This window comes from Paenarthrobacter sp. R1 (genome assembly GCF_030264015.1).
In the GTDB taxonomy this organism is placed as follows: Bacteria; Actinomycetota; Actinomycetes; order Actinomycetales; family Micrococcaceae; genus Arthrobacter; species Arthrobacter ureafaciens.
This window is the reverse complement of record NZ_CP127117.1, coordinates 26,287-50,505: the sequence shown is the minus strand read 5'-3', so window position 1 is coordinate 50,505 and position 24,219 is coordinate 26,287. Positions and strand designations below refer to the sequence as shown.

Sequence of the window (24,219 nt, the reverse complement as noted above, 5' to 3'; positions counted from 1 at the left end):
GCCCAGTCGACGGAGAAACTGCGTCGACTGGGCGAGGGCCTTCAGCGCAGGTAATAGTGCCTGTCTTTGTTCTCCAGGTTTGAATTCAGCAGCTCTTCGAGTGCCTTAAATGACAGCCCCGTGGGTTTTGCGTCATTAGCAATGACGGCCCCGATTGACAGTGAATACAGGTATTCGAGGCTGCGCTGGTGGGTGACTTCGTTCTTGTCACCCTGGGGCAGGTTGGCTAGGTGGCGGCGGATGGCACCCAGTGCGATTTCGCCGGCGCCGTTGAGGTTCTGCACGTCGCCTTTAGCCCCGGCCGTGAAAGTGATGACGAGGTCGAAGAACGGTACGAGCTCTGCGCCGCTGCGGCCCTTATAGCCCTTCATTGAGCGTTGCATTTTGTCCAGGACGCTCACGTCGGTTTGAACGAGCCCAGCGTGGTCCGTAGCTGCGAGCAGGGCCGCCCACACTTTGTCATCGGCGTTGTGGAAAACAACGCTTGCCCGGGCGCCGGGCGCAAGTACCCGGCGGACTTCTGAGAATGCGTTGGAAAGTAGCTTCTCGTAGTCATCGAGGGACTTCCCGCCTGCAGTAGAGGGAAGAGACTTGTTGACGACAATTTCTTCAGTGAGATCGGTGACGTCTCCAAGCCAGGATTCCCATACGACATTGCAATCGCCGTAGAACAGGTTTGCTCCAAAGGGCGGGTCGGTAAAGACGTAGTCGATGCTTGAACTTGGGAGCCAGGACAGATCTGTTGCCGACGATTGGCGAGCGAAAGCGCGGTCGGTTCCGCCTTTCAGGTCTTCCAAGGCGGGATGGGTCGAGTAGAAGCGACTGACCTGCGCTACTTGGTGGCGGAAAATTTCGAAGACGTTGCCCTCCGCGATCAGCTGGGGGATGTAGAGGGTACCGGTGAGAGGTCGCTGGCCGCCAAAGGCGTTGTAGCGCCGCATACGGGTGGCATGCCAAGCCGTGTTGGTGAAGGCGAACTTCAGAGCGGATCGCACTTTCTGGTCCGCTTTGGTGGTGATGTAGTGCCACAACTCGCTGAGGGCGAGCTGGCTCCGGTGGTTCCAGAAGTCAGCCACCTGAGTGACATTGCGGAGATGAAGGGCTGAGCGTCGGTACATCTCCCGGTCCGGGCCCAGCGGGACATGGGGAACCCAATGAGTGACGGGCCGCTGGGCAATGGCGGCCAGCAGGGTGAGGTCGTGCTCATCCGCCGGCCCTCTCTGAAGCTTGCGGCAAGAACCGCAGGCAACGGCTTTTTCTGCAGGTTGACTGGGCACACCGCTAAGACCTGACCGGGTTTGTTCGTTGCCGCATTTTCCGCAGGTGAGGGTGCGGGAACTGCTGCCACTTTCAGTCTTTTGATCCCAGACGCGGATGGGTTCTGAGCATTGCGTGCAGGTATGCACGTCTGTCCATACCTGATGCCGCAGACGCTCCAAACGGCCGCAGGTGGGGCAGTTGGATGCGTAGAGCGCCACTTCTGTGGGTGTCATGGCCGTGGTCAGTGAGGTCATGGCTACGGCGATGACTGTTGGGGGTACGGGATGGCTGTGATTGTGCGCCAGGTGAACGGCTCCCGGAGCAAGGTCCGACAGTAGAGCTCGCCGCCCTGTGTTGAGTGCGGCAAGCCCGGTCATGCCGGATCCACAGAAGGGATCGAGCACGACGCTGTCGGGCTCGCTGCTGGCCAGGATGAAAGGTTCAATGGCTCCCGGCGGTACTTTCGTCGGGTAGGTGTGCACTTGGTAGGCGCTGCTGCCCTTGGATGAGGAGGTATCCGTTGGGATGGGCCGCTGGGCAGGTCCCCCTGTTTCGCGGAGTATCTCCTTAAGCCGTGGATCCATATCCGTCTCAGTGATGTTGGCAGTGAGGGTCATCAGATTCCTTCAAGCTTGATGTCGGGTGAAGTCTCGGCGGCCGGCAAGGGACTCCAAGCGCCCTTTTCGAACAGGAAGGTCTTCGTGAGGAGAACCTCGACCTGTCCATAGGAATAGCCGACGAAGGAGGCACCGCGCTCCAGCAGGAACCTCATGACGAAAGAATGTAAATAGGGCGTGGTTCGCTGTCGTTGAGAAGCGGTCTGAAGGTGGGTTTCAATGGCGTCGATGACTTCTGTCTCGGCCACTGCCTTGGTGGCTGAGTGACGTCGTCTGGCCACTCCTCCCTGAGTGGAGTGAAGATGCAGCACAAGGTCGAAGCTTGATACCCGTTCCTGGTTCGTCATTTGCTTGACGCCCTTGAAACTGGGCTGCGACTTGTCGAAGGCGACAGCAGATTCAAGGGTCAGGTCAGCGCTCTCAATGGCGCGTTCAAGGCTGCTCCAGACGGCATCATCACTGCTGTGGAACATGACGCTCGCCCAAGCGCCCGGCTTAAGCACCCTGGCGATTTCTCCGAAACTGGCTGACATCAGCTTCTCGTAATCGTTGAGACTCTTTCCGCCGTGTTCAGCGGTCAAGGAAGTCGACACGATTGCCTCATTCGTCGTGTCAGTGAAGTCGTCCAGCCAGGACTCCCAGAGGAAGGAGGCATCGGAGTAATAGATGTTCGCGCCAAAGGGAGGATCAGTAAAAACATAGTCGACGCTCTGGTCTTGGAGATGCTTGAGCTCAGTGGCAGAGGATTGGGTGACGCTGCATTGCCCTGGAGTCTCGGTCACCTTTTTGGCCAGTTGAACGACGGCGCTGAGCTTTCTGCGAAGCAGCGAGAAGACGTTGAATTCATACGTCATGGATGCGATGTACAGCGTGCCCGAGAGCACGTTTGTGGGTCGCTTGGGATTCCACTGATACCTGCGTGATGCCCGGTTCACGATCGCGGTCGTGGCGAACCGCAACCCGGTCCGCTCCGGTGAAGCACTGGCCAGCCTCCACACAGCCGCGAGGGCCCGCAGATTGCGATCAGTAAAAAAGTCAGCAGCTGTGGCGATACCCATCTTGCCGTGCTGCCCGCGCCACATCTCGCGCCAGCTTTCCAACGGCGCCGTGGGATACCAGTCGGTGATCTCCCCTCGATGAGGGTGGTGAGCAACGGCCCGCTCTATCGCTGTGAGTGGCCGCTGTTCCCGACTCTTGCACCCTAAACAGGCCACCGAGACCAGGACTGGAGCGCCCGGGAGTATCTCAGCGTCTCCCTTGCGGAAACCGGAGGAACACAAGGGACAAACCAGGTTCTTTGAAATGGTCCCGTCCGGTTGCCGCGCGGCATCCCAGAAAAGTACCTCGTGATTGCAGCCTGGGCAGACAACAGTGTCAGACCAGACCGTGTACTCAATGCGAGCATCGCCCTCGCAACGTGAACACTTTGTCCCGTAGAGCTCCTGCTCCAGATCAGCGAGGCTACCCAATAAATCGCGTGCAGCCTCAGCCAGCGCTAGAGGATCACTCGGCGTTGTGTACCCGGAAGCAATATGGACAGCTGCCGGAGCCAAATCCGAAAGCAGCCCTTTGCGACCAGTTAGCAGGGCCGCAACACCAGTCATCCCCGACCCGCAGAAGGGGTCCAAAACCGTGTCGCCGGGGTTCGTGTAGTGCTCAATAACAGGCGCGATCCCCTCAGGGGGGACCTTGGTGTGGTAGCTATGTGCCCGGTAGAAGATGGAACCCTTGGCCCCAGTGATTTCCTGCCTGTACGGCTCCGTTACCGTTCGGCTCATTTCCGGGAATCCTTCGTGCCGAAGCGGACAGTGAACACAACGCCTAGAGCATCGGCAATCCGTGCCAGATTGGCCATGGTAATTTCATGGTCCCCTCTTTCCCAGCGGGCAACCACTGACTGGGTGGACCCCATCCGGGTCGCAAGCTGATGCTGAGTAAGCCCCAGACTCTCGCGATTCAGGCGCACCATAGTGGCGATTTCAGAGGGAGTGGAACCGCATTCTTGGGGCGATTCCGGGGCTTGGTCTTGAAGGAGTTGCACAGCTCCTATGCTATGAGCTGATGGGAAGGGCATCGAATCGACACGCCACCCGCCCTTTGAGACCTTCGACTCATCACGCCGAAGGAAGCTGCCGAAGTGACAACTCCAGGGCCGCGTTAAACGGCAGTCCGGGATATTCCCGAGCCGTGTGACGTTGCCACCTGGACGGATGGCGGGTCTCCTCGCTGACCGACCATACCTTGCTGTCGGAAATACAGATCTCCTGACGCAGCCATGCGATCTGTGCCCTGAAATGAGCACGTACTTCCCCGACGGGCTCCTGGCAGCCATAAGCCAGCAGGATGTCCCTGCTAACAGCCAGGCGCTCACTGATTTCAGCCCGGGCGGAAAGCCACAGGTCGAAGTCCTTCCCAATCGCGTTGACCTCAAGAACGCTCTTGGTTGCGAGTGGAAAGAGATTCACAATCGTTGCCTCTTCGTGCCCCAGCAGCTTAGCGGCGAGAGTGACACGGGCGATGGTTCTGGAGCCGGTCGACAACGGAGGATTGAACAAGATTGCCGTGAACCCTGTGGGTGCCGTGCTGCGGCCCATTCATCCGTCTCTCTGTGCACCCGCGCCGGTGTGCTGCTGGGTAGCAGAAAATGGCCGTCGCGATCTAATTCCGAACACCCAAGAGTAGCGAATGGGCGGCATTCGGAAGGAACCGTCAGGTTTCACTGAGTCGGCCGTTTAGGATCGAGCATGACGTGGAACAACTACGGGACCGAGTCAGTCCCTGAACTTGATGGCCAGACGTCCATAAACGACTACCTCTCCCCCACAGCAGCCATAGTGCCGGTCGAAGTCAGACCACCCACGGACGAGGAACTGGTGGTGTTCCTTTCAGGTCACGACCTTTGAGATTTTGGTTTACCCCTCTTCTCAGACCACGGCAACGTGGGCCGCAGACTGTGCGTCCGCGGCCGCACGCAATCAGTAGCGCGATACGTAGACCGGGTTCGCTGCCGCGTCGCTGATCTCGACAGCCAAGTCCGTGCTCAGCCGATGGCCGTCGGCTTTCTTGGTTAGGAATTTCATGGCCACAGCCTTACGCTCCGCTTTGGAGTAAACCGCTTGCCATGCAGGGAAGTTTCTAAGTTCCTCGGCAATCTCCGCTTTGCGAGCTCGGAAGTCTTGCTCGAACTCGTAAACCTTGGCACTTATGATCCTGTTAGCTTCGGGCATGACCCGGTGGGACAAGGTGATGTCGTCGATCTCGTCCATTCCAGCTTCAGCGATGATGGTTGCCATCAGGTGCCGACGCTTGCCCACTTGTTCGCCGCGGTATTTGCGGGATTCAGCCAGAACTGCCGCCGCCGTTTGGATATTCGTGTAGTACTCGGTCAGGCGTTCCCGCTGGGCTTCATTGGATTCTTCCTCTGACTCTTCAACCGTTTCGTGTAGCTCATTGAGGAAGGGAACCAGCCAATCAGTGCCAGCGTGCCACTCATAAAGCAGCCCCTGGGCGGCCCAGACTACCGTCACACTTTGGTGCTGTCCGTTGTACTGCCGAGCAGCTTCAATCAGTTTCTTGGCCCGAGCGGACAAACTTTCCTGGTCATCGACAAGCTCGTCTAGGTAGTTCTGCACTTCGAAGGTGGAAGCACTAGAGGTGATGAATACCGCCCCGACCTTGGCTGCCACCCGGACGGCTTCATCGACATTGAGGTCGCTGCCACTGAGGGCTATGTGGCTTTCACCCTCAACCTTTGCGCCAGGCACGAACAAAATGCCGGCTTCGTGGGCGCGGGCAGGAATGCTCTCAGCGATTTCTGCCAGCTCGGTGGAGGTGTATCTAAAGGTCATGGTTCAGATACTAGGACGTGTACCGGTGGGGACTCAGGTTAAAAGGTCTCGCCCAACATGCCGGGCCACTCCTGGGGCGATTCATCTTCCAGGCGACCCGCGGCAGCCGAAAGGGCAAAGGAGACATAAAGGCCTTGCCTTTTGAGGCCCAGCAAAAACTTGCGTTCAGAGTTGACCCTGCCTTCATCTAAGACGAAGACGACCGTCAGCGCGCCGTTGTCATTCGTGATGCTTTCGAGCTTCCCAATCGGCTGGCGTCGAAGGTCTTTTACAACAAGGGACTTACGCGCGATGATCTTGTCGCTAAGACGAGACCTAGCGGTTCCAGAAAGTGTTACTTTCCGCCCGTTCTGGCCCGTCACGTGCACAGGTACCCACGTAATGTTCCGGCTCTTCGCGGCAGCAGCAGTACTGGTTGACGGCGCTGGGTTCTCGTTGCGCAGCAGAGCTTCCTTCCAGCCCTTTGGTGGCGGCCATGGCACGCCCCACGCAGCCAACTGGGCACGGCTATAGCCACCCTTGGCAGTCTTGCCGGCCTCGATGTCGTCTTCGGTGAGCATGTAATCACCATAGTGAGCAACCGAGGGCTTCGGGTGCTATGACGTCGGCGGAACGACGCTAAGTGCTACGGCACCGTGCTCCCTACTTCGACGGACTCTCGTGCAGCCATATTGCCCGGTCCAAGTCCCGGGGCTCAACCGCGAGCTTCGCGGCCGCCAGCTGGAGGATCTGCCGGGTTCTTCCCGGAGTAAGTCTGTTTTCATCGCCAAGAACCCGCACGAGGTAGCGTTGCACCATTACGTCTGGTTTTGTTTCTGTGCCGACTCCTGCATTCATGATCAGGTATGACCAGGCAAGCGGGCCGAAGCCTTTGACTGAAATCCATGCTGCCCTTGCGGAGGTACTGCCGTTGGTCGCGGCAGATCGGAGTTGCTCTGTGCTCGTTACTGCGGCGTCTAGGGCTGCGAGTCGGGAGAGGCCCTCGTAAATGCCCTCAGGTCGCAAACGGTTTGTCCCAGGGAGCCTGCTTTCGTTACACAGGATGTCCCGGGCGAAATCTGCGGGGCCACCCGCGCTATCCATGGCCTCCATCAGGTCTAAGCCACTGTCTGTGTCTGCCGTTGGGCGAAGCGCACGGTACCGAGCGAGCACGTTCGTCGCTGCGGCTGAGCTCCCCCGAAGGGAGTACGCCGAGTTAAGAGCGCAAAGCGCAAGAGAGTCCCGAAACTCCACTGGTGGGCGCCAATCGGAAGGATCGCCGAGATCTTCAATGATGGCCTTCACGAGGAGTTTCAACTCAGTCATGCCCGGATCATATCTGCCTTAGGATCCGCCACGTACACGGGTCCCACTTCTCGCCCTTCCGCGGTTCTATGGTCCTTGGCATGAGAACACGAGATCCCCAGTTTCCATACACAGACTTCGACAGGCAGACATTCTTTATGCCAGGGTTTGATGCGCCTGCAGCCGAAGAGGTGTACGGATTCCTTCATGGTGCACTTCTTGGCCGTCCTGTTTCCGACTTACGCATCCAACGACTGCGATATATCCGGGGTGGTCTCCCCCGCATCGCCGAGGTAGGGGACGCAGAGCACCGAGGAGAGAAGTTCGTCATGGGTATCTTCGGACCGTGCGTCAAGCATGGTGACTACTACATAGTGACGGTTAGGCGCGGTCTCGAGTGTCCGGAGAACGCAATCCGCGTGCATTCCAACGAGATACGGGACCTTGAGTACTTCCTGTGAGCCCAGAACGCTGCTTTCTTACTCTGCCCCAGGGCTCTCTTCAACGGCATCCATGAGCACACGAAGTGAAGGAACCCAACGCACCAGGGAGTCAAGCCGATCCCACTCCACCTGGACAGAGAAGCCTGCCTGGCGGGGTCGTTTGCCGTGCGCCGGCCGCAGGACAACAGCAACAGAGTAAGGCACTTCTAGAGCGTCAAGATGATTCGTAATCTCGTCCACGCTGACCTGCCATTCCTCGCTACCGCGCGCACGCCAGATGCTCAGTCCCTCTTTGCGACTCACGACGGCGCTACCAGCCCGAATGAGACCAACCAGTGACCGTTGCGCAGATCGTTGCGCCGAAGTGAGTGCCATAGTGACCAAACTTATCCCGCCATCACCGAAGCTCGGTCCACTCCCCCAGCGTTCCACTTCCTTGGAATCAGGACACCTGTCAGTGGGACACTTCCCCCAGCAATCTGATCCGCACCGTTTCGCGTAATCTTCGTGTCCCGCATGTTATGCCAAAACGCCCGCCATAGAAGGAGGTCACAGACGCAACTTTCGGTACGGTGCTCGGATGGAAATCGGATATGCGCGAGTCTCAACCGCCAAACAGGATCTAGGGCGGCAACTGGATGCGCTGGCGGTCGCCGGCATCACCAAAGTGTTCGCCGATAAGAAGTCCGGAGCCACAAGGGACCGGCCCGGCCTTCAGGGGGCGTTGGACCATGCCAGAGCCGGCGATGTGATCGTGGTGCATACCTTGGACCGGCTGGGGCGCACGGTGCGGGACACTCTGAACCTAATGCACGAGCTCAAAGGTCGCGGGGTGGGCGTCCGGACGCTGGCTGATCCCCTGCCAATCGACACATCGAACCCGGACAGCCCCATGGCGCAGCTGGCGGTAGTAATGCTGGCGCTTTTCGGAGAGATGGAACGAACTTACGCGTCCGAACGGGCATCCCATGCGAGGGCGGTGGCCACGGCACATGGCCGGCGGACGGGCCGGCCTTCCGTAGTCGATCCTGACAAGCTTGAACACGCCGCCATGCTGCGGGAGAAGGGCATCCCGATGCGGGAAATTGTCATCAAAACGGGACTGGCCCGAACAACGCTGTACCGCCACCTACCGCCTCGCCAGGACGATAAGGACTAAGACGTAAGTTTGCTCATGGCGCCAGGGGGCCTTCATCGTCCGATTCCGCCTCACGTAAGCGAATCCGTTCGTGCGCCGCTTCGAGCTCTTCGCCCACGGTTTCCTCGTCCCCGATTCTGGCGATGTGGTAATTGAAGAAGTCCGCGGAAGTGTGGATGAAGATACGAGAGACAACCTCCCCCAGCAGTGGCAGTTCCGGTCGTGTGTAGTAAGTGGCCACATCAAGGCTTGCGGACACCCACCGGACCTTCCGGAAAAGGCTCATCACTACGCCGACTGACGGCTTGTACAGGTCAAGAGCCAGGTCCTGTATTACTCGCTGCGAAGTCCATAGGAGCCCGTTGTCAACCAGCTCAGATTGAATTGCGTCGGCCGCTCGTTCCTTGATCGAGATCAGTCGGCGCACATCTTCCGAGACCGAAGCCCTTGCAGCAAGTGCAGACCATTCCTTGTACGTACTGACCTCGGTGTCATCGTTCCAAAGCGAATCTAGGTGCTCGTATCTGCCGGCCCCATTGGCGAACCGCTCGACCATGTTCGTGACATCTGGGTCGAGGGCGTCCAGCGGGCGGACGAGATACCCCATCTTACGCGGCGCGACGCGGGGGCCCGACTGAGGCAGCGGCAACTTCTCAACCGCGTTGAGCAGGTTCCCAATCTTGTGGGAGTAGTCACGCAGTCGCGGGAACTCGCCCGCGACCGCGTACCCGTTGCAGGCGATGGCCAGCTTGCACAGGCGCTCCAACCCGGACGAATACGAGTGCATCCCGACATGAAGTGCGTAGTTTTGATCTTTGCTGCCCCAGGGGAACAAATCAGGAGCCGTTGGGACGGAGCACAGTCTACGAAGCCCGGCCAAGGCCAGATCGGAGGCGAATTGGGTTTCGGCGACAAGGCTCTCCCAGATGGGCAGCGTCATGCGGCCATTCATGCCGAGTCCCCCCGCTTCCAAGCAAAACTAGACAGTGTTCTGGGATCCGCTCCCCCACTCAAATACTCAAATGAGTAACTACTCATCTGGAAACGAATCTATGTAGGCGGTCAGGAACTCTTTGACGCTTTGGTTGCGCTTGGCGGCGAGGATTTTGAGCTTGGCATGCTTACTTCTGGGGACTTCAAAGTTCACCCGCTGAAGCTGCTCGGCTGGAACCTCATCCTTAAGGCTTTCCATCAGTTTGGCTTTGGCTGTGGCGGACTGGCTGGGGCGCCCCGTGGACAGCTTAGAGAAACTACTCATTTACTCATTTCCTCATTTACTCACGAGCGTAAGGAGTTCGTTGGTGAGCTCTTGGATCTCTCTGGCCCCGGGCGACCCCGGGAAGTCCTCCAGGATGGTGGATCCCCCCGCTGCGGTTCCTGGGTAGTCAACCCGCTGGTGCACCCGGGATTGCAGAACGGGAAGGTTGTAGCCTTCCAGGATCCCGGAGACTTCTTTTCCGATGTTCGTTCCAGTGATGGCGCGGGAGACAACAAAAGCTGCCTGCAGCTTTCCGTCTGTAATTTCGATTCGCTGCTTCACCAGGTCAACGAGGTCGGATGTGGCCCAGATGTCGTAGGGCGACGGTTGCACGGGGATGAGGGCGAAGTCGCTGGCTTTGATGGCCGACACGGCGAGGTCTGCGGCTTGCGGGGCGCCGTCGATGATGACGAAGTCTACGGGGGCGATGCTCTTAAGGTCCCGTTCAATCGTTGGTCGGTCCATCCCCACTACGGGCATCGGATGATCTTCGCGGGCTGCGGCCCAGTCCCGTGCACTGCCTTGAGGATCTGAGTCCACAAGCAGTACGGTATGGCCGGCCAATCTAAGCGCCGTGGCGACATGCGTGGCAATGGTTGTTTTGCCGGCCCCGCCTTTTTGGTTGAGAACTGCGATGACTTTCACGTGTGGCGTCCTGTTCTATGCGAAATAATCAAATGAGTATTTGAGCTAATACTCATTTGAGTATTCCATGAGTAAATGAGTATTTGAGTGAGGCTAGGGGAGCGGCGTGTCCCTGTAACCCTGACGGGAAATGGCGCTCTGCGCTTTCTCCAGCTCGGCGCCCAGTTCGGCGGCCAACTGCGCGGCCCTTGTGAGATGGTCGGTAGCAGCGGCCACGCTCTGAATGGGATCGCGGCCGTCATCCTCGTACACGTCGTATTCGTCCAGAGAGCGGCCAAGGGATTTGGCGAGCTGCGTGCACGCCTGCGGCAGCATGTGGCCTAGGCCCTTGAGATTTCCTAAGACGCTATAAACGGTAGGGGCCGGGTGGATCTGCGTGATGGTCAGGTGGTTGATTGAGCGAATGGCTTCGTAGGCGTCATCGGCCGCGCGGATCACTTCGGGGGTCTCGTCATCCATGGTGCGTTCCTCTCTGAGATGGGGGATTTCTGAGTCAGCCTACGGTTGTGGTCTGACTGCCTATATCGGGCTTATGCGGTTGGTGCCTTCTTCGCTTTCAGCTGGGATACGCGCTGCGTGGAGATGCCGAGCATGCGGGCTACTTCGGTGATGGTGAAGTCCTCGCTCAGTTCGGCGATGACGGCGCGGGATTCCGCGGCTCCCTTTGTCGATAGTTCTTGGGCCTTCTCCAGGTCGTTCCGGGCTTGGGTCCAGCGTTCCATGATGTTTCCAGGCGCCCTGAGGGTGACGTGCACCGTTACGTCTTCTGGATCGAGGTTGAGCGTCGTGGCCACGAGGTCGGCAGCGATGTCCTGGATGTCTTTTGCGCGGCTGGCGCGGGCCGCCTGGTTGATCTGGTGGATACGTATCTGCCACCATTTGCCCTCTTTATGGGCGATTGCTTCGAACTCACGTTTGGTTGTCATGCGTTGGGGGAGTCCTTTCCTGGCGGCCGGGCAGCTGTCCGTGTCTACGCTAGTCCCCCTAGAGCACTTATCGCAGGGGGGCTAGCAGGATTCCTCGTTGAGCTGGTACAGCCCCGTAAAACCGGCAGGGCGTGGGTAAGGCAGGGGTCATCCTCCCACGCGGATCAGTTGCATTTCTTCGAGCGTGTAAAAGGGCTCCGTAACGAGATGCTTGTGCATGTAGGCGCAGCGGCCATCCGCCTGTAGTTCGTGATCTTGCTCGATCCGTTCTTGCTCGCTTCTGCGGGTACGGGCACGTTCGGCTCCCCAGTTGGAATGGCATGCCGGGCAGTAAGCGATTTCGTAGCCTTCAGGGTCAAATACGCTGGGGAACCGCTCTACGTCGAAAAGTGTGAACTGGCCGGCTAACTCCGTCATGATCTTTCCTTTTCGCGATTGATACTCAAGTGAGTAAATGAGTAGATACTCATTTGAGGGTGAGAATTTTGTCGGGGCGGAAGCCTGACCATGAATCTGAATCGATGACGACGACGGGCGCCGCCATGTGGCCGGCCTGCCGGAAAGTATCCCGCTCCATGGCTGTCATCTCCTTTACCTGGTAGGTGATTCTCTGGCGGTCCATGGCCTTCTTGGTGGCGGTGCAGTTACTGCACTCACGGCCTGTTTCATCGGTGATGGTGTAGACGGTGATGCTCATGGTTCCGGGCTCCTGGGGAGGGGGTGGCCGGGGTTCCGGCCACCCTGGGCTGGCTAAACGAATTCCACTGCGGCTAGGCGGGTGTCGAACAACTTTTCTGCGAGGCGGATCAGATGGGTTGGGGCGTCGGTGTCCCAGCCGTGTTCCGCGCGTCCCAGGTAAACAGCGGTGCCTGCCACCTCGGGCAGGTAGGGGTGGCTTGTGAAAAAGTGAAATACCCGACGCTAAGCGCTTTTTAAGCGTCGGAGGGACTAGGCCGTATCAGAAACGGAGGAACGCAGCACATAGGCGAGAACACGGCAACGGTTACACCTAGGCCCCTGCGATCCCCAGGAGGTGGAGCCAGTTCCCGCGGGCGTCTTGCGAACGATCGGTCGCGTTACTTTGGGGAAATGCTCTTCGTCCGGGCGATGAACGGGTGCGGTTCCCGCATGTGTCGGTCGCCCTACGGCTAAGGTGTGATTCCGCCTGAGCATGGGGCTCCGGGCTCCGGGGTCTGGGGTCCTTGGATGTACTTGTCCAGAAATGTCGGGAGCCGGCTGTCATCGGCCGAGTCGACTTTTAATTGAAGACCCCAGGCGGTGGCGATCACGGGGGCGTCCTGTCCCGGATAGGGGCTCAGGAGGACGTAGCTGCGCTTTCCGACGAGCGCGGCCAGCTCATCAATCTGGGACTGGCCGATTTCTGGCTGGTAACTGATCCATACTGCGCCGTGCTCCAGCGAGTGGACTGTGTTGGCTTTCGGTAGGGTTCGGGTGTAGATCCCGCAGTTGGTCCAGAGGGGATGGTGGTTCCCTCCCACCGGCGGGCTCTGCTCGAAGAACACTGGGTCCAGGGTATGGTCCCTGCCGAGGTTCTCATACGCCTGGACGCCCTCGATTGGCCGGCCAGCAGCCTCCTTCGCCGCATTGCCGTCCTGAATCTCCGCCGTCACTACGATGGACACCGCCACGATGATCGTCAGGATGAGAGCCCCGACCCCGCCGAAGATCAGCGCAGTTCGTTTCCGCTCGCGTGCGCGCTGCCGGGCATTAATGGCGGCCAGGGTCGCCTTACGCGCCGTGTCTCTTTGGACTGGTTTCTTGTTCAACTCTTGACTTTCCTTCATTGAGGCGGGGCAGACGGTTCATCTGTGCCGGTGCAGTCCGCTGTCAGCCTGCACCGGGGTGGTTATATGCGGCCGAGCAGCTCCTGCAGGGCAGTGATCTCTGCTTGCTGGCCTTCCGCCATTTTCGCGGCAAGCATGCGCACGTGCCCGGTTTCGGCCAGGTCAGCGGCGGCCTCGGCCATGTCCGCCCCGGCCACGTGGTGGGCGATCATCAGCGTGAGGTAGACGCGGTCCGCGTCGACGCCTTCGGCGTTCGAGAGTGCTGCCAGTTGCGCGGAGGTTGCCATCCCAGGCATCAAGCCCTCAGACATGACTTCTAGATCTTTGGCTGTCCGGGTTCCCGCGCCGTAGTCCTTGTCGTGGCCATTGTGGCCTGTCGGGTGGGCGGACATCCATGCCATGTGCTGGCCTCCGCTGCTCTGCGGAAGATTCCACTCCCGGAGCCAGCCGTACATCTGCCCGATCTGCTGCTGCTGGGTCAACACGATGTCATACGCAATGGCCCTCACTTCTTCATTTTCGGTGCGGTCCCGGACCATCAGAGACATTTCCACCGCCTGTGCGTGATGAATCTGCATGTCACGGGCGAACCCGGCATCCGCACTTGTGCTCGAAGGGTAGTCCGGCCCGGCCAAGACCCGGCCGACAACGAAGGAGAACCCCAACAGGCCCAATACAGCTACCCCGGCAAGAACCACCAAAAGGCGCTTCTGCCACCGCGGCAGTAAATTAATCATGAAGACTCCGGAAAGTTTGGCATCAGCGGGTAAGACTCAGGGCAGGCGCCCAGGCCGGTGTCCACCAGCCAGGGACGCGTCGATACTATCCTTCCCGTTCGGGAACGGTGCCAGTAGGGGGGCGCCACTTGTGAGCTCACAAGGTTCCCTTGTGAGAGGAATTGTGTTGCACCGATGGTGTTACAACGAATCGGACCCTGCCACGGGTCTTGTTAGGCTCGAGTTCGCCGTGCCGGGCTCTTTTGGCGCTGGGTGTGCAGCCAGATGCCCAGATCATGCTCTTTTCCGTCGTCGTAGGTGTACGTGTACACCACAAGTTCGGAGGCCTTCAGCTCGAAGAACCCGGCGCCAGGGCCGACCTTCACGTGGTCATCGTGACCTGGATGGAGAAATCATACAAACCGGAAACGCCGTCAGCGGGGCCGCGGTCGCCAACCTCGGTCGAGTTTGAGACAAAAAATACCGGCCTCAAGGCCACGTAACAACATTCGACCCCGAGGAGTCAACGAAATCCGGGGCAGTCCCCCTGCTCGGGCGCTCAGTGTGGGCGGTATCCGCGCGGGCAGTTTTTCGGTGTGTCAGTTGTTGGCGGCTCTGGCTAGGACAGCGATTTTTTGTCCGGCGGTGTCGCGGATTTCGATGGTTTCCACGTCCTCGATGGTCACTGGTGTTGCGCCCGTTACCTTGGCCCGGCCCTGGGCTGTGGCGTTCCAGCTGGCCGCCCGGTCATAGTTGCCCGATGTGTCCCTGACCCAGAGCGAGATGACTCCGCGGTCGGGAAGCCCGCGTCCGTCCAGGGCCAGCTCGGTTCCCCAGGCCTTCTTGACCAGGCCCAGCTGCACTTGGGGTCCGGAGGCGGCGCTGCTGGTATAACTTTCTTCCGGTTTCGGGGACCCTGTCAGGGCTGGGCCGGCTGCGAAGCCGATGACCAGGAAGGCTGCGGCCGTGCCGGAGACCAATCCCGTGGTCCGCCGTCGGGTCCGCCGCCGGCGGGTGGCCAGCTGCGCCATCAGCGGCGCCAGCCCGGGTTGGTCCGTCGCCTCCGGGGCGCCTGCACGGGGCGCGGAGCTGCCCCTGATCCTGTGGACCGGTCCGGCCGCTGTCTGGGGGGCGGCCATCCTGATCGCCGTTTCTGCGGGCACGGTATTAAGGAACCCCGCCAGGGCGCTCAGGGACTTAAGCTCGCCCGAGCATCGCGGGCACAGTGTCAGGTGCTGGTCGAAGAGTGCCCGCTCTCCGGGTTCCAGGGCGCCGAGTACATAAGCGCCCACCAGGTGGTGGAGGGCGTCGTGGTCTGCCGGGTCCGTGTTCACGGTTTCACTCCCATTTCATCCAGAACGGCGCGGAGGGCCTTGAGGGCGTAGAAAGCACGGGACTTGACCGTCCCGGCCGGGAGGTTGAGGACCGCGGCGGCTTCGGCCGCCGTGAAACGGCGGTAATGCAGGGCAATGATGACCTCGCGGTGCACGGCACTGAGCCGGGTCAGCGCTTCTTCCATCAGCACCTTCATCAACAGCTCGTCCACGTGCTCGACCGTAATCGCCATCTGCTCCAGGTGCTCCGTCTGCGTTTGCTGGGGCCGGCGCTGTTGATGCCGGAAATTGTCGATGACGATGTTCCTGGCCGTCCGGAAAAGGTAACCGCGCATACTGGTGGTGATCCCGGGCGCCTGCTGCCAGATGCGCAGAATCGTTTCCTGTACGACGTCTTCAGCCTGCTCCGGGCTGGATGTTATTCCGATCACGAAGCGCCGCAGCGCCGGTGCATGCTCCCGGTAGATCTCTGCGACTATCTGCTCATCCAATGGCATGGACGCCCCTGACATCTCGATGGAACGGGCTCTACCCGCTAAGACGCCCAATGGCCGGGAAAAGTTCAGCCGTAAAAAATTCCGCCCCCGGTTGAACCATTCTCACCACCTGCGCCGTCTTAGGGCATAGCGGCCAACCCGCGCCGTGCAGATCCACCGCAACGACCGGCTGAGAGCAGCCCGGGTGCATCTGTTCCAAAGATCTTCTTTAAGAGAAAGAATATTTCATGAACACGAGACTGAGCACAGCCATGGCAGCACTGTCCCTTTCCGCTCTGGCCCTGACCGGCTGCGGCGCATCAACATCGACCTCCACCGGAACAACGTCAGCCCCCGCCACCAGTGCCGCCCCGGCAGATCTGGCCACCGCGAAAACCTCCCTGGGGACCACTGTTGTCAACGGCAAGGGCATGTCCGTCTATGTTTTCGACAAGGACGTCAAAGACTCCGGGAAAAGTGCCTGCACCGGGGCCTGCCTGTCCATCTGGCCGGCGGTGACCGCCGGATCCGGGACCCCGGTAGTGGAGGGTGTCACCGGAAAGGTCGGCGTGATCACCACCGACGCCGGGACCAGGCAGGTCACACTCAACGGGATGCCCCTGTACCTTTACAGCAAAGACACCGCCCCGGGCGACGTCAAGGGCCAGGGCTTCAACAAGATCTGGTGGGTCATCAACCCGGCCGGGGAAAAGATCAGCACCCCCGCCGGATAACACAACGCAGCGTCCTGGGCGCCACCGGCCTTTTAGCTGGCCGGCCGGGGATCGTGTGTCGGCAAGAACGGCTGCCACCAGTTACCAGACCACGGTCCCTCGACCACTCCCTTGGTCCGCGATACAGCGCCGCGCAAATCCCGCCCGCGTAACTCAGCATCCGACGCGGCGAATTCCAGGCCAACCACGAAGAGTCCCCTACTGCCCTCGCGGGTATTGTGTTCTCTCCTTCGAACCCGTGTGCCCGCGTCATTCCACGGGCTGCCTTCCCCATCACGGAAAGTATTACAACCGTGCCGGATTTCACGTCTTCGGGCGGGTGCCGGTTCCTGAAGCAGCTTTGGCGGCGATGGCGGCCAGGTCACGGGGCGGTCCGGGCGGGGGTGTAGGGCCGGTCTGCCAGATGGCGGTCACGGCGCGGCGCAGAGGCAGCCCGCGGACGGGGACTGCGACGAGCCGGTGCAGTGCGAGGTCGTCACGGACGGCCAGTGCGCTGAGTACTCCGGGGGCCGTGCCGGCTGCGATGGCGGAGCGGACGGCCGCCGTCGTAGAGAGTTCCACCAGCGGCTCTGCCAGGTTCGCGGTTCCGGCGGTGGTGAGCAGGTGCTCGAGGGCGTCCCGGGTTCCGCTGCCGTGTTCCCTGGTGACCAGCGCGGTTGCTGCCAGCTCGCCTGCCGTCACCGGGGTCCGGCGCCGGGCCCAGGGATGCCCCGGTGCGACGACCAGGACCAGGTCATCGTCCTGCACCGCCGCGGTGCTCAGGTCCGGGGGAAGGTGCGGGCTTTCGATGAAGCCGATGGCTGCCTGTCCGGATCGGACCAGGGCTACGGTGGCTTCACTGTTGTTCACCGCCAGCTCCACGACCGTGGGGACCAGTCCGAGGGACTCCTGCTGGCGGCGCAGCGCGACCAGCCAGAGCGGCAGCAGGTGTTCGGCGATGGTCTGGCTGGCCGCGACCTTCAACTGCCGGGCGGTGTCGGATCGGAGCGAGGCGATCCCGGCATCGAGCCGTTCCCCGGCTGCGAGGACCTCTGCCGCCCACCCTGCGACCAGTTCACCTGATTCTGTCAGGGTGGACCCCCGCGGGGTCCGGGTCAGCAGGACGAACCCGATCTGGGACTCCAGGGAGCGCATCCGGGAGGAGACAGCCTGCTGGGACAGCCCAAGGTATTTCCCCGCGGCGGACAGGGACCCCAGATCATGAACAGCGGCCAGCATTTCCAGGGCGGAGAGCTCCGGTATGCGGGGGCTGAGCATCGGGGAATCTCCTTCGGAAAGTCACAGGCGGTACAAGTCCGACTTGTACTCTGACAAGTGTATGCCCCCTACTGTGGCAGGTCCGGGACCGGGAGCATGGAAAGTATGGGAACACTGCTGCTGACCGCCGATAAACACCACCCCGCACCATCGGCACAGACCCCGGGTGGCCGTACCGGGGGCCGGCGCGTCCTGCGCCGTCTGGAGAAGCCGTCGGAGCTGTTCGCGAACCTGACCCCTAACTGGTTCGCCTCCATCATGGGTACCGGGATCGTCGCGACCGCCGCCGCGACGCTGCCCCTGCAGTTCCCCGGTCTGCGCACCGGCGCCACCGTCGTCTGGGCCCTGGCGTCTATGCTGCTGATACTGCTAACCACCGCGACCGCGGTGCACTGGATCCGGCACCGGGAAACCGCCCAAAGCCACCACAGCCATCCGGTGATAGCGCACTTCTACGGCGCACCGCCCATGGCCCTTCTCACCGTCGGCGCCGGGACCCTGCTGCTGGGAAAAGACGTCCTCGGCGAACAGCTGGCACTCGGTATCGATACGGTGCTTTGGGTCGCCGGTACCGTGCTGGGCCTGGCCAGTGCCGTTGCCGTCCCGTATCTGCAGTTCACCCGGCACCAGGTCACACAGGACAGTGCGTTCGGCGGCTGGCTAATGCCCGTCGTGCCGCCCATGGTTTCGGCTTCCACCGGGGCGCTGCTGCTGCCCTACGTCCCGGCAGGGCAGGCGCGCCTGAGCCTGCTGATGGGATGCTACGCGATGTTCGGGCTCAGCCTGCTGGCCTCCATCATCATCACCACCCTCATCTGGAACCGGCTCGCAGGGCACAAAATCGGGGCCGCAGCGGCAGTTCCCACCTTGTGGATTGTGCTGGGGCCGCTGGGCCAGTCCATCACCGCCGCCAACCTCCTGGGCGGGAACGCCCACCTCGCCGTATCCGGGACCCTGGCCCAGGCCATGGAAGCCCTTGGCGTCCTCTATGGGGTGCCGGTCCTGGGCTTCGCGCTCATGTGGGCCGCCCTCGCAACCGCCATCACCATCCGCACCGCACGCCGGGGCCTGCCGTTCTCCCTGACCTGGTGGTCATTCACCTTCCCCATCGGAACCTGCGTCACCGGCCTAACCGGCCTCGCCGCCCACACCCACCTCGCCGTGTTCGACGCGATGGCCGTTGCCGGCTACACCCTGCTGGTCGCCGCGTGGATCATCGTCGCCGCCCGGACCTTCCACGGCAGCATCCTCCAAGGCACCCTCTTCCAGAAACCCGCAACGACCGCACCGTAGGCGGGGCCGCAGCGGACCAGCAGCCCCTCACGGAAACAAGCAACCGTTCACAGCGCCCGAAGGCGGCCTCATGAAACCCCGGACAACACCCGGCTCACAGCAACGCTCACCCACCAACACAAAAGGGACCAAGTCACCCGCCCGATTGCAACGGCCGCTGATCGCCGTCGGCGTGCCACTCCTCCTCGCAGCCGGCGCGCTCACCTACGGGCTCACCGCAAACGGCAGCGGTCAACCGACCCCGGCAGCAGAGAACGACCCGACCATGATCGAAGGAGTCACCAGCTATGCCGGCCTAAGCAGAAACCACGTCCAGACCGCGGTGACCTATCCACAACATCCCGGCGTCGGCGGAGACCACTCACCGGTATGGACGAACTGCGGAGCCTACGACCGGCCAGGGTCACCGCGCATTCCACGGCGGCGCCTGCCGCCCGGGTCAATGCCTCGGCTGCCAGCCCGGTCATGACATCAAGGAGTCCCTTGATGTCGTCCATCTCGGTCACCAGATCATGGAGCCGCTCAAAATCGTCCATCTCCTCCGGGGTGTCCATAAAGGTCAATCTATGGGAGCCCGGACAGGCTCACAACAAATGCCCAATGCCCCGGTGTTGCAGCGTGTCTTCAAGGTGCTGAAAACGACACACTTCAAACCCGTAAATACAGGGCACTACGGCGACCGGTAAAACCTTAGCGTCGGATGTTTCACTTTTTCACAAGCCACCCCGAGAACACGGCAACGGTTACACCTAGGCCCCTGCGATCCCCAGGAGGTGGAGCCAGTTCCCGCGGGCGTCTTGCGAACGATCGTTACCGGTCAGTTCGGGCGATGACATCCAGGAAGTCCCGTACATGAGGCGGCGGAGCCGTCCCCGCCCAGATGGCGGTGAGCGGGCGGGTGATCTGGAGATTGTTGATCCGAACTCGGACGAGTCGGCCGGCACGGGTGTCCTCGGACACTGCGAGGGAGCTCAGCGCGCCGGGGGCGATGCCGGCCATAATCGCGCTGCGAACGCCGAGCGTGGTCGTCAGCACGGCTGCGGGCTCGGCTGCGAGTGGAAAGCCCGCCACGGCGAGGGCGTTCTCGAGCGCTCGTCGGGTGCCGCTGCCGGTCTCGCGGAGCACCAACCCAGTGGCCGCCAGTTCACGAACGGACACCTGGCGGGTCTTCGCCCACCGGTGACCGTGCTGCACAACGACTTCGATGGTGTCGTAAGCAACAGTGACTGACCGGAGGCCGGCGGGAACGACAGGGGTCTCGATGAGCCCGAGGTCTGCGGTTCCCTCGCGTATGGCCTCGACGACCGTGCTGCTGTTGGCGGCTGTGAGCTGAACGACCGGGCCGTCATCGCCGTGAGAGATGCGCCACCGGGCGATCCATTCCGGTAGGAGGTGTTCTGCGATCGTGAGGCTCGCGGCGATGCGCATCATCTTCCCGCGATCCGTGCGGAGCGAATCGACAGCATCCGAGAACTCATCGGCCGCCGTCAGCAGCGTTGTTCCCCAGCCGACAATCAGCTCGCCCGCCGGAGTCAATCGCGAACCCCGTGCAGAACGCACCAGGAGTCGCACGCGCAAATCTTTTTCCAGTTTCCGGATGCGCAGAGACACCGCCTGCTGACTCACGCCCAACTGCGTGCTTGCCGCCGACATGCTGCTTTCCTTCACGACGAGCGCCAAGGCTCGCAGTGCCTCCAAGTCCGGCCCGTTGCGCATCTTCCGCCTCCCAAGCACAAGCATAACTTGTATGGCGGACGGTATCTGCCTCTACTCGCACGAGCGGTCCGAGGAAATGATGGATGCATGACCCATGCCCAGGACGTTGCGACCGCCCGACCGGAACACACGCTGCTTGCCCGAGTCCGCGCGCTGCTGCCCGGGCTTGTCCTCTGCCTCGCCGCGGCCGGAGCATCGTACGGGGTCAGCCTGCTGCTGCCGGGAGTCAGCCCGCTCATTATCGCGATCGTGCTTGGCGTACTCCTGGCCAACGTCGTCCGGCTGCCAGCGGCAGCCTCCGACGGCATAGACTTCTCCGCGAAAAAGCTCCTGCGCGCCGGCATCGTCTTCCTCGGACTCCAACTGGTACTGACAGACATCCTCGAACTCGGAGCCCCGATGCTGGTCGTCATCGTGTGCATTGTCGCCGGCGGACTGTTCGGCACCGTTCTCCTGGGGAAGCTGCTACGGGTTCCATCCGGGCTCTCGCTGCTAATCGCCTGCGGATTCTCCATCTGCGGCGCGGCAGCCGTGGCGGGCGCGGCAGGGGTCACCGATCCGGACGACGAGGCCGAGGAAGACACCATCACCGCGGTCGCCCTCGTGGTGATCTTCGGAACGCTGATGATTCCCCTCGTCCCACTGATCACGGACCTGCTTGGCCTGGGCTCCGAGACGGCCGGGATGTGGGCAGGGGGTTCCATCCATGAAATCGCGCAAGTCGTCGCCGCTGGAGGCATCATCGGTGGCGGAGCGCTCACGGTCGCGGTCATCGTCAAACTCGCCCGAGTGCTGCTGCTCGCCCCTGTCGTGGCCATCCTTAGCATCCGGCAGCGCCGTCTCAGCCGTACGGCAGGCGAACCCGGTCAACAGATGTCGCATTCGAAGCTGCCGCCCGTCGTCCCGCTGTTCATCATCGGGTTCATCGCGATGGTGTTCGTGCGTTCCTTCATCCCTCTGCCGGGCACCGTGCTGATGGCCGGTGGGCTGCTGCAGACAGGACTGCTGGCTGCAGCGATGTTCGGACTCGGCTGCGGCGTCAAGGTTCGGAACCTCGTCAAGGTGGGCCTCAAGCCCTTCGCCCTAGCCGCACTCTCCACCGTTCTCGTCGCAACGATCGCCTACTGCGGAGTCACCTTCGCAGGCTGAACATGGCCAGCACCAGGGCGTCATTATCACCCCTGGGATGGGAACACATCAACCTCACCGGTGACTACACCTGGCCCCGCGCCAACCACATCAAACCCGGCAAATACAGGCCGCTACGGCGCCAGGCAAAACCTTAGCGTCGGATAATTCACTTTTTCACAAGCCACCCCAGGTAGAGGCCTGTCTCCCGAAGTAGTTGCCCTGCTCGTACGTTGGGGTGGAAGTTCCGGCTGTCGGCCCTGAGGTAGACCTGCCAGTCCCCATTGACGATGCAGTCCAGCTGTCCGTACAGCGCTTCAAGGGTGCCGTGGCGGACGTCTTGGCGGTTGGCTGTGACTTCGTCGCTGAGTCGCGCGGGGATGACCAGGGCAATGCACTTGCGGATCATGGCGAAGCTCCTTCATTCGTGGCGGATGGCAGCGGGGACGTATGCCTGCAGGCTTTCCTTATCGATCCAGAAGTGCTGGCGCCCGGTTCCCCCGGCGGCCACGTAGTCACCGCTGAGGATGTTGTTGGCGGCTCCGAAGGTCTGAAACCACTTGTCTTCGTGGTCGAAGGTGACGGTGTTTCCGCTTGCGTAGGTGGTTTCGGTGAGCATTTTTGGGTTCCTCTCAGTGCGCTGTTGATACTTCTATCCTATCCCCCCTAGGAGATTCTATTCAAGTCCCCCTAGGAAAAATATTGGATTTGTACGGTTCCTGGTTGTGGTCATCCCCGCCAGTAGCTCGCTGGGAGCCCCCCTGCGCCTTAGAAACCGCCCACGCCGCCACGGTTCCTGTGCCCTCCCATTCGCGGCCCCGCACGGTAGATGTGTGTCGTCCCGGCTGAAAGAAACCCAACCGAGACGGTAGGGGAGACGGCAACGCTGAGGACTGGACCATGGGGAAGTGTTCCGGTTTTGCGCTGTCCCCGCTGTGGGCCGGTGGAGACCGGAGGATAAATCTCAAAGCGGTCCACATTGGGCGTCAGCGCGTGGTGCCGCGTGCGGCAGCCTCTTGAAGTCCCTTTTGGTAGTCATCAGCGAACCTTGTTCGCCAGGACGCACGCACAGTGTCTGAGCGGCGTTCAGCTGTTTGCTGCTGGATCCGCTGAGCTTCGGCCCTCGCTTGGGCTTTCGCCGCCTCGGAGCGCTGCAAGGCGCGTTGCCGCCTGCTGTAGACAGGCCGGCCGTTAACCCGCCAGTGGTTGAGTCTGCTTTGAAGGAGCGCGGGAAGGTTCAACGCGCCGTGGAAACCGTCGTGACGGTGCTCGGTGCCGTCGGGCTTGGTGTCGAGAGCATGCAGGACATCGTTTGGTGTGTAACCGGCACGGAAAAAGGGCGCCAGGATCCGGGCGAGGTGGCGTGAGCGCAGCTTTCGGAGTGGCGGTGAGTTCCATTGGACGGTACGGGCCGCTTGCAACTCATTGAAGTCGCGGGTTGCCTCGTCATTGGCGCTTGTCGTTTTATCAGCTGGCCATTGCAGATCTGTACGAGCGGCCGTTACATCGGCCACCCATTTAGTGGCCGCCTCAAAATAAGATTTCAGTGTGGGCGAAGCCCACGCCTTTATGCTTTTGGGGGCTGATTTCCCTTTGGGCAGGTTAGGGTTGCCATTTATGTCCACAGCGAGTCCGAACATGCCCAGAAGCGGGTCCAGTTTGCACTTGGATTCCATGCGCTGGACTTCTTCTTCACCGAACCTAGCCAGTTCCTCTTCGGTGGCGGGACGGCAGAGGACGTAGACGGCTCTGTCGGCCATCCGTTCTTCGCGTTCGCCGGCCTTGAAGAGGTTGGTCTCTCCGCTGCAGTTTCTGGGGGTGTAGATCGCTGAGCGGCCGCCAGCGACGATGGCGAGGAATCCATGGCGCATCAGCCAGCGTTTGATGCGCCCCAAAGTGCCTTGGCCGATACCGGCTGAGGCCAACAGGTAGGCGTTGCCCGGGGTCACCGTGTGGCTGTTGAAGTCGAAGCCCAGAAGTAAAAGCGTGGCCACGGCGAGGAGGTTTCGGCGGAAGTCGGATCTGCGCCAAGTGAGCTTGGGGTGTTGGCGGATAGCTTCCAGCCAGTCGAAGTCCGTGGTCAGCGCGCAGCTGCCCTCAGGGACGGCGCGAAGGACGTTTTCCTCGTTCCGTTCCACCATCCGGTTAAGGCGCCGGGGGGCTTCGGTGCGTTTCGAATGCTCGCCTAGTAGCGCGTGGTCGCGCTGCTTCCAGACGCCAGGCAAGCCCTGCACCGCCACATAGCCGGGGATTCTCGGCGTGGCCTTTCCCTGCTCGCCGCAGGGCACAACTCGGGCCGGGACGTGCGTTGACGCCCGGGCAGGGTCCGGTACCATAAGGG

The 24,219-nt window shown here is 61.3% G+C and carries 30 protein-coding genes and 1 pseudogene; 7 read left to right on the top strand and 24 right to left on the bottom strand.

The genetic code is table 11. The annotated features are described in order from the left end of the window. Nucleotides 1–41: 41 nt before the first annotated feature. The 4 genes from QN084_RS23665 to QN084_RS23650 all read right to left on the bottom strand — a co-directional run bounded on the left by QN084_RS23665 (nt 42) and on the right by QN084_RS23650 (nt 4,471). On the bottom strand, nt 42–1,877 hold the full coding sequence (locus QN084_RS23665; protein WP_069695450.1) for a DNA methyltransferase: 1,836 nt from the start codon (nt 1,875–1,877) through the stop codon (nt 42–44). Then, nucleotides 1,877–3,655, bottom strand: coding sequence for a DNA methyltransferase (locus tag QN084_RS23660; protein ID WP_069695451.1), 1,779 nt, complete (start codon nt 3,653–3,655; stop codon nt 1,877–1,879). Before QN084_RS23660 ends, QN084_RS23665 begins: the two co-directional genes overlap by 1 nt. Further along, entirely contained in the window at nt 3,652–3,846 is a 195-nt protein-coding gene (locus QN084_RS23655) for a helix-turn-helix domain-containing protein (RefSeq protein WP_069695496.1), read from the bottom strand. The genes QN084_RS23660 and QN084_RS23655 overlap by 4 nt, the downstream gene beginning before the upstream one ends. Before the next feature lie 145 nt (nt 3,847–3,991). After that, nucleotides 3,992–4,471: a DUF1643 domain-containing protein gene (locus tag QN084_RS23650; RefSeq protein WP_069695452.1), complete on the bottom strand. Its 480-nt coding sequence runs from the start codon at nt 4,469–4,471 to the stop codon at nt 3,992–3,994. Nucleotides 4,472–4,621: 150 nt separating this feature from the next. Between QN084_RS23650 and QN084_RS23645 the strand changes: the two genes are divergently transcribed. Continuing rightward, nucleotides 4,622–4,780: a hypothetical protein gene (locus QN084_RS23645; protein ID WP_168529491.1), complete on the top strand. Its 159-nt coding sequence runs from the start codon at nt 4,622–4,624 to the stop codon at nt 4,778–4,780. Nucleotides 4,781–4,852: 72 nt separating this feature from the next. Here the strand turns inward: QN084_RS23645 and QN084_RS23640 are convergent, their stop codons facing one another. From QN084_RS23640 to QN084_RS23630, 3 genes are all read right to left on the bottom strand, one after another. Further along, the gene (locus QN084_RS23640) at nt 4,853–5,725 is read right to left on the bottom strand and encodes a hypothetical protein (RefSeq protein ID WP_069695453.1); all 873 of its coding nucleotides are present in this window, start codon (nt 5,723–5,725) and stop codon (nt 4,853–4,855) included. 38 nt (nt 5,726–5,763) lie between these two features. After that, nucleotides 5,764–6,285: a hypothetical protein gene (locus tag QN084_RS23635; RefSeq protein WP_069695454.1), complete on the bottom strand. Its 522-nt coding sequence runs from the start codon at nt 6,283–6,285 to the stop codon at nt 5,764–5,766. A gap of 82 nt (nt 6,286–6,367) precedes the next feature. Next, nucleotides 6,368–7,030 carry a DUF8548 family protein gene (locus QN084_RS23630; protein ID WP_069695455.1) on the bottom strand — a complete coding sequence of 221 codons (663 nt, stop codon included), beginning with the start codon at nt 7,028–7,030 and terminating at the stop codon, nt 6,368–6,370. Between the two features lie 1,002 nt (nt 7,031–8,032). On the opposite strand from QN084_RS23630, the gene QN084_RS23625 reads away from it, so the two are divergent. Then, nucleotides 8,033–8,611, top strand: a complete 579-nt coding sequence (locus QN084_RS23625; RefSeq protein ID WP_069695457.1) for a recombinase family protein — start codon at nt 8,033–8,035, stop codon at nt 8,609–8,611. A gap of 13 nt (nt 8,612–8,624) precedes the next feature. Here QN084_RS23625 and QN084_RS23620 read toward each other — a convergent pair whose 3' ends face one another. The 12 genes from QN084_RS23620 to QN084_RS23565 form a co-directional block, all read right to left on the bottom strand. After that, the gene (locus QN084_RS23620) at nt 8,625–9,530 is read right to left on the bottom strand and encodes a hypothetical protein (protein ID WP_069695458.1); all 906 of its coding nucleotides are present in this window, start codon (nt 9,528–9,530) and stop codon (nt 8,625–8,627) included. Between the two features lie 90 nt (nt 9,531–9,620). Beyond that, the gene (locus QN084_RS23615; RefSeq protein WP_045732620.1) at nt 9,621–9,848 is read right to left on the bottom strand and encodes a hypothetical protein; all 228 of its coding nucleotides are present in this window, start codon (nt 9,846–9,848) and stop codon (nt 9,621–9,623) included. Nucleotides 9,849–9,860: 12 nt separating this feature from the next. Then, nucleotides 9,861–10,493 (bottom strand): ParA family partition ATPase, encoded by a 633-nt coding sequence (parA, locus tag QN084_RS23610; RefSeq protein ID WP_069695459.1) that lies wholly within the window; start codon nt 10,491–10,493, stop codon nt 9,861–9,863. Nucleotides 10,494–10,586: 93 nt separating this feature from the next. Then, entirely contained in the window at nt 10,587–10,952 is a 366-nt protein-coding gene (locus QN084_RS23605) for a hypothetical protein (RefSeq protein WP_069695460.1), read from the bottom strand. 71 nt (nt 10,953–11,023) lie between these two features. Continuing rightward, a complete protein-coding gene (locus QN084_RS23600) occupies nt 11,024–11,419 on the bottom strand; it encodes a sigma-70 family RNA polymerase sigma factor (protein ID WP_069695461.1) in 396 nt (131 codons plus the stop codon). Between the two features lie 147 nt (nt 11,420–11,566). Further along, nucleotides 11,567–11,836: a hypothetical protein gene (locus QN084_RS23595; protein ID WP_069695462.1), complete on the bottom strand. Its 270-nt coding sequence runs from the start codon at nt 11,834–11,836 to the stop codon at nt 11,567–11,569. A gap of 49 nt (nt 11,837–11,885) precedes the next feature. Continuing rightward, nucleotides 11,886–12,116, bottom strand: coding sequence for a glutaredoxin domain-containing protein (locus QN084_RS23590; RefSeq protein ID WP_069695463.1), 231 nt, complete (start codon nt 12,114–12,116; stop codon nt 11,886–11,888). Between the two features lie 451 nt (nt 12,117–12,567). After that, on the bottom strand, nt 12,568–13,206 hold the full coding sequence (locus QN084_RS23585) for a thioredoxin-like domain-containing protein (RefSeq protein ID WP_015062045.1): 639 nt from the start codon (nt 13,204–13,206) through the stop codon (nt 12,568–12,570). An 80-nt stretch (nt 13,207–13,286) separates the two neighbouring features. Then, entirely contained in the window at nt 13,287–13,961 is a 675-nt protein-coding gene (locus tag QN084_RS23580) for a DUF305 domain-containing protein (RefSeq protein ID WP_015062044.1), read from the bottom strand. A 212-nt stretch (nt 13,962–14,173) separates the two neighbouring features. Further along, nucleotides 14,174–14,326, bottom strand: coding sequence for a hypothetical protein (locus QN084_RS23575; protein ID WP_168529493.1), 153 nt, complete (start codon nt 14,324–14,326; stop codon nt 14,174–14,176). A 213-nt stretch (nt 14,327–14,539) separates the two neighbouring features. Next, nucleotides 14,540–15,274, bottom strand: a complete 735-nt coding sequence (locus tag QN084_RS23570) for an anti-sigma factor family protein (protein ID WP_011689564.1) — start codon at nt 15,272–15,274, stop codon at nt 14,540–14,542. Then, nucleotides 15,271–15,771, bottom strand: coding sequence for a sigma-70 family RNA polymerase sigma factor (locus QN084_RS23565; protein WP_015062042.1), 501 nt, complete (start codon nt 15,769–15,771; stop codon nt 15,271–15,273). The genes QN084_RS23570 and QN084_RS23565 overlap by 4 nt, the downstream gene beginning before the upstream one ends. Before the next feature lie 227 nt (nt 15,772–15,998). On the opposite strand from QN084_RS23565, the gene QN084_RS23560 reads away from it, so the two are divergent. After that, on the top strand, nt 15,999–16,484 hold the full coding sequence (locus tag QN084_RS23560; protein WP_069695466.1) for a COG4315 family predicted lipoprotein: 486 nt from the start codon (nt 15,999–16,001) through the stop codon (nt 16,482–16,484). Nucleotides 16,485–16,787: 303 nt separating this feature from the next. Here the strand turns inward: QN084_RS23560 and QN084_RS23555 are convergent, their stop codons facing one another. Then, on the bottom strand, nt 16,788–17,741 hold the full coding sequence (locus tag QN084_RS23555) for a LysR family transcriptional regulator (RefSeq protein WP_069695467.1): 954 nt from the start codon (nt 17,739–17,741) through the stop codon (nt 16,788–16,790). A gap of 105 nt (nt 17,742–17,846) precedes the next feature. Between QN084_RS23555 and QN084_RS23550 the strand changes: the two genes are divergently transcribed. Further along, nucleotides 17,847–19,034 carry a TDT family transporter gene (locus QN084_RS23550; protein ID WP_069695468.1) on the top strand — a complete coding sequence of 396 codons (1,188 nt, stop codon included), beginning with the start codon at nt 17,847–17,849 and terminating at the stop codon, nt 19,032–19,034. Nucleotides 19,035–19,104: 70 nt separating this feature from the next. Then, a complete protein-coding gene (locus QN084_RS24140; RefSeq protein ID WP_318283326.1) occupies nt 19,105–19,503 on the top strand; it encodes a DUF3105 domain-containing protein in 399 nt (132 codons plus the stop codon). Nucleotides 19,504–19,844: 341 nt separating this feature from the next. Here the strand turns inward: QN084_RS24140 and QN084_RS23540 are convergent, their stop codons facing one another. Then, complete coding sequence (locus QN084_RS23540) at nt 19,845–20,750, bottom strand: LysR family transcriptional regulator (protein WP_016996892.1); 906 nt, start codon at nt 20,748–20,750, stop codon at nt 19,845–19,847. Nucleotides 20,751–20,837: 87 nt separating this feature from the next. On the opposite strand from QN084_RS23540, the gene QN084_RS23535 reads away from it, so the two are divergent. After that, complete coding sequence (locus QN084_RS23535) at nt 20,838–21,899, top strand: YeiH family protein (RefSeq protein WP_029212122.1); 1,062 nt, start codon at nt 20,838–20,840, stop codon at nt 21,897–21,899. Between the two features lie 23 nt (nt 21,900–21,922). Further along, nucleotides 21,923–22,036, top strand: a pseudogene (locus QN084_RS24225) (hypothetical protein); the annotation flags it as partial. Nucleotides 22,037–22,047: 11 nt separating this feature from the next. On the opposite strand, the gene QN084_RS23530 reads toward QN084_RS24225, so the two are convergent. The 3 genes from QN084_RS23530 to QN084_RS23520 all read right to left on the bottom strand — a co-directional run bounded on the left by QN084_RS23530 (nt 22,048) and on the right by QN084_RS23520 (nt 24,214). After that, on the bottom strand, nt 22,048–22,287 hold the full coding sequence (locus tag QN084_RS23530; RefSeq protein ID WP_069695469.1) for a hypothetical protein: 240 nt from the start codon (nt 22,285–22,287) through the stop codon (nt 22,048–22,050). A 12-nt stretch (nt 22,288–22,299) separates the two neighbouring features. After that, the gene (locus tag QN084_RS23525) at nt 22,300–22,497 is read right to left on the bottom strand and encodes a hypothetical protein (protein WP_069695470.1); all 198 of its coding nucleotides are present in this window, start codon (nt 22,495–22,497) and stop codon (nt 22,300–22,302) included. A gap of 367 nt (nt 22,498–22,864) precedes the next feature. Then, nucleotides 22,865–24,214 (bottom strand): hypothetical protein, encoded by a 1,350-nt coding sequence (locus tag QN084_RS23520; protein ID WP_139126818.1) that lies wholly within the window; start codon nt 24,212–24,214, stop codon nt 22,865–22,867. Nucleotides 24,215–24,219 lie beyond the last annotated feature (5 nt).